Source organism: Actinophytocola sp., assembly GCF_045807065.1.
Lineage (GTDB): Bacteria > Actinomycetota > Actinomycetes > Mycobacteriales > Pseudonocardiaceae > Actinophytocola.
In genome coordinates this window covers 1-4,366 of sequence record NZ_JBJMIE010000826.1, presented here as the reverse complement: position 1 = coordinate 4,366, position 4,366 = coordinate 1, and the positions used below count along the sequence as shown (strand labels likewise).

Annotated in this window: 4 protein-coding genes and 1 pseudogene; 4 read left to right on the top strand and 1 reads right to left on the bottom strand. The window is 71.4% G+C overall.

Features of this window, described 5'->3' with window-relative positions:
- Window positions 1–792 (bottom strand): DUF3027 domain-containing protein (locus tag ACJ73U_RS47770; protein ID WP_407784457.1); only part of this gene is annotated, 792 nt, incomplete at its 3' end.
- 61 nt (window positions 793–853) lie between these two features.
- Between ACJ73U_RS47770 and ACJ73U_RS47765 the strand changes: the two genes are divergently transcribed.
- The 4 genes and pseudogenes from ACJ73U_RS47765 to ACJ73U_RS47750 form a co-directional block, all read left to right on the top strand.
- A complete protein-coding gene (locus tag ACJ73U_RS47765; RefSeq protein ID WP_407784456.1) occupies window positions 854–1,666 on the top strand; it encodes a glutaminyl-peptide cyclotransferase in 813 nt (270 codons plus the stop codon).
- A 66-nt stretch (window positions 1,667–1,732) separates the two neighbouring features.
- A complete protein-coding gene (locus tag ACJ73U_RS47760; protein ID WP_407784455.1) occupies window positions 1,733–3,628 on the top strand; it encodes an MFS transporter in 1,896 nt (631 codons plus the stop codon).
- Between the two features lie 9 nt (window positions 3,629–3,637).
- Window positions 3,638–4,114: a DUF2771 family protein gene (locus ACJ73U_RS47755; protein WP_407784454.1), complete on the top strand. Its 477-nt coding sequence runs from the start codon at window positions 3,638–3,640 to the stop codon at window positions 4,112–4,114.
- A 65-nt stretch (window positions 4,115–4,179) separates the two neighbouring features.
- Window positions 4,180–4,366: pseudogene (locus ACJ73U_RS47750) on the top strand (SGNH/GDSL hydrolase family protein); the annotation flags it as partial.

Here is a 4,366-nt window from a genome sequence, read left to right as displayed (position 1 = left end):
TTCGGGGATCGCCGAGGGTGGTGGGGGGATCTGGTCCACCACGGCCAGGGGTTCGACGTCCAGTTGGGCGTCGTCGTAGATGAGGTCGGCTACCAGGACCGGGGAGACCTGTTCGACTTCTGCTTCCGAGTGGGCGCCGCAGCCGTACTCGGCGTGTACGACGTGGGCGTCGGCTGGGGAGAGTTCGTTGCCGCAGGTGCCGAAGGCCGCGCTGAGGGAGCCGGCCACGGGCAGGTAGAAGCCGCACGTGCCGCAGTGGGCCGGGGCGCTGCGGGCCATGTCCGACCGGGGGCCGAACTCGCTCTGCAGCCAGCGGTCCGCGGCCTCCAGGCGGGCAAGGCGGGACATCACCCGGGTCCGGCCGAGGCCCAGCTCCATCGCGGTCTCTTCGATCGCCGGGTCGTCCGACTCGACGTAGGCCGGCACCAGGCGCGGGTCGTCGGGGGACGTGGGCAGGAGGTCGCCGACGCCGAGGTCGCCGGCCTGCACGCGGTCCTGCCACGGCACCCAGTCGGGCGCGACCAGGGCGTCCGGGCCGGGGAGCAGGACGACCTCGCTCACCGTGATGTCGGTGTCCGGGCCGGCGGACGTGATCGTCACGGCCCAGCGCCAACCCCGATAGCCGGTCTTGTCGGCCTCGAAGAGGTGCGTGACCGCGGCCTCGTCCTCTATGTGGTATTCGACGTACTCACCAACGCGCTCGTCGCCAGCCTCTTCCTGCGCGGCGACACGCGCGAGGTCGACCTCTGTCACCAGGGCGGGATCGCTCAGGTCAGACTGCTGCACGTTCACCGCGTCGATTGTGCCCCACCGGGCCACGGCGCGGACGAAGGGTCGTGCAAGGCTGGGAAGCGTGAGGGCACTCGTCGCTGTCGCATCCGCTGTCCTGCTCGTCGGCTGCTCCACCGGCACCACCGACGCCACGCCGACCACCCGGGCGCCGTCGTCCGCCCTGCACGTCGACGTGCTCGGCAAGATCCCGCACGACCGCCAGGCCTTCACCGAGGGGTTCGAGCTGGCCGACGGGGTGCTCTACGAGAGCACCGGGCTCGAGGGCCGGTCGAGCATCCGCACGGTCGACCCCGGCACCGGCCGCGTCACCAGGACGGTCGACCTGGCCGCCGACCTGTTCGGCGAGGGCATCACGGTCGTCGGCGACAGCATCTGGCAGCTCACCTGGCAGAACGGCGTGGCCATCCGCCGCGACCGCCACACGCTCGTGGAGGAGGACCGGGCGAGCTACGAGGGCGAGGGCTGGGGCATCTGCCACGACCAGGCCGCCAACCGGCTGATCATGAGCGACGGCACCGACCGCCTCACCTTCCGTGACGTCGACACGTTCGCGGTCACCGGTGGGGTGGACGTCCGCGGCACCGACGGCGAGCCCGTGACCCGCATCAACGAGCTGGAGTGCGTGCCGGACGAGAACGGCCACGCCCAGGTGTGGGCCAACATCTGGCAGACCGACCAGATCGTCCGAATCGACCCCGGCAGCGGGAAGGTCGCCGCGACGGTCGACCTCCAGGGCCTGCTACCCGAGGCCGACCGGGCCGGTGTCGACGTGCTCAACGGGATCGCGCACATCCCGGGGACCGACGAGTTCCTCGTTACTGGAAAGCTCTGGCCGACGATGTTCCGGGTGAGGTTCGTCACGTCGGGTGCCTGAGCTGGTTCGGGCTTCCCCTGACTGAGTGAGCCGTCTTCGCAGTGCCGGCTCATCACCTAGGGCAGGATGGAAGACGTGAGCAAGAAGCGTCGGAGCTGGACCAGGCAGCAGGCACCGAGCTGGCAGCCTCAGCAGCATCCGCCGACGCGTGCCTACGAGCAGCCCGCCCCGCCCCGCGAGGAGCCGCTGACGAGCGCCATTCCCGCCGCGAGCCACTACCCGCGGCAGGAGGACCTGCGCAAGACCCGTCCGGTCCGCCGCGAGCAGCCACCGCCGCCGCCCCGCGACTGGCGTGACCCGCCACCGCGCCGGGACTGGCGCCAGGTGCCGCCGCCCAGCCGCCAGCTGCCGCCCGCCCCGCCGACGCGGCCCATGGACTACGACTACGACGGCAGCCCACCCGAGACCTACGGCCCCGACGGTTACGCCGCGGGGCAGGAGGTGCCGCGTGAGCCGCCGCCGCCACCGCGCCACCAGCAGGGGCCACCGCAGGGTCCGCAGGGCCAGCAGCAGGGTCCGCGGCGGACCACCGACACGCCGCCCGGTGGCCAGCCGAGCTACCCGAAGAAGCTGACGGTCACGCGCGTCGCCGCCATCCGCAGCAGGGAGCTGAGCACCAAGGCCGCCGCGGCCTTCCGGCGGGCCGTGAACGCCGACGGCGCCGACAAGTCCGGGCTCACCTCGCTCACCTACGCGACCATGCTCAACTACGCGAGCGACGCGGCCATGGCCGTCGCGCTCGCCAACACGCTCTTCTTCTCCGCCGCGGACGCGAACTCGTCCAAGGGCAAGGTCGCGCTCTACCTGCTGATCACGATCGCGCCGTTCGCGCTGGTCGCGCCGGTTATCGGGCCGATGCTCGACCGTGTCCAGCGCGGCCGTCGGCTCGCCATGTGCGTGACGTCGTTCGGCCAGGCGCTCGCGTGCGTCGTGATGGCCACCAACTTCAACGGCTGGCTGCTCTACCCGGCGGCACTCGCGAAGATGGTGCTGTCCAAGTCGTTCACGGTGTTGAAGGCCGCGGTCACGCCTCGGGTGTTGCCGCCCGACATCACGCTCGCCAAGACCAACGCGCGGCTCACCACGTTCGGCCTGGTCGGCGGCGCGGCGTTCGGCGCGGTGGCGACCCTGGTGCTGCAGATCTTCGACTCGGGCGGCGCGCTGTGGTTCACTGCGGTCGTCTGCGTCGTCGGCGCGGTGCAGGCCATGCGGATCCCGGCGTGGGTGGAGGTCACCGAGGGCGAGGTCCCGGCGACGCTCGACGCGAACCCGGAGAAGCCGCGGCGGCAACCCATGGGCCGGAACGTGATGGTCGCGCTGTCCGGCAACGGCACCATCCGCGTGCTGACCGGGTTCCTGATGATGTTCTCGGCGTTCGCGGTGCGGGAGCAGACGCAGGGGCACGCGTTCCAGCAGCTGTTGCTGCTCGGCGTGATCGCCAGCGCGGCGGGTGCCGGCAGCTTCATCGGCAACGGCATCGGCGCGCGGATGCACCTCGGACGTCCCGAGCAGATCGTGGTCGCCTGCATCATCGGGTGCATCGTGTCGACGTTGACGGCGACGGTCATGCAGGGCATCGCGACGGCCGCGATCGTCGGTCTGGTGGGCGCGACCGCGAGCGCGTTGGCGAAGAACAGCCTCGACGCGGTGATCCAGGACGATCTGCCCGAGGAGTCGCGCGCGTCCGCGTTCGGGCGGTCGGAGACGGTGCTGCAGCTGACGTGGGTGTTCGGCGGCGCGCTGGGTGTGCTGCTGCCGCCGATGTTCTGGCTCGGGTTCCTGGTGGTCTCGGTGCTGCTGGCGGTCGGGCTGGTGCAGACGGTGCTGACGCGCAAGGGTCAGTCGCTGGTGCCCTGGTTCGGCGGTGACCGGCCGGTGCACCCGTGGCGGACGGCGACCGGACCGCAGCCCGCCGGCGCCTTCCAGGAGGGGGCACCGGCTCCTCCCGCCGACGAGTCGTAGGCTCCTCGCGTGCGCAAGCTGCTGGTCCTCGTCCTGCTGGTGCTGGCCGGGTGCTCGTCGAACGGGCAGGCGGCGGCCGTGCCGCAGCCGAAGATCGACTTCACGGTGGCCGCCAGGAAGGTGACGGCGAAGCCCTTCCTGTACTGCGACCTCAAGGTCGAGGACTGCCGCCGCGACAACGCCGCGATGATCAAGCTGTCGGTGCCGCCGAACACGCCCGTGCGGGTGACGGTGCCGAAGGAGGTCGCCGACACGCCGTGGTCGGTGGTCATCCAGTACACGACCGTGGCCGGCGAGCAGAAGGCGCCGGTGACGGTCGCGACGTTCGCGCCGGGCAAGGAGACCACGTACGAGGCGCTGCCGCCGGAGCCGGGCGCGCAGCTGCAGACGGTCGAGGTCAAGCAGGCCGGCGGCGTGCTGGTGCAGGGCGACAACGGACCGGAGCCGGTGACCAGGGCCGCGTGGTCCCTTCAGGTGACCGCCTGAGTGGGCGATGGACATACCGCCGGTTGGACGTGACACTCGTTCACATTGTCTGGCTGGAGGTGTCGATGAGGACCACAAGCCTGTCCCTGCTCCTGACCCTGCTCATCACGACGCTCGTCACCGGGACCGCGAACGCCGCCGCCGCCGCGCGGTACGTCGCGCTCGGCGACTCGGCGGCGTCGGGCCCGGTGATCCTGCCGGTGGACCTGTCGTCGCCGGGCTGCTACCGGTCGATGCGCAACTACCCCAAAC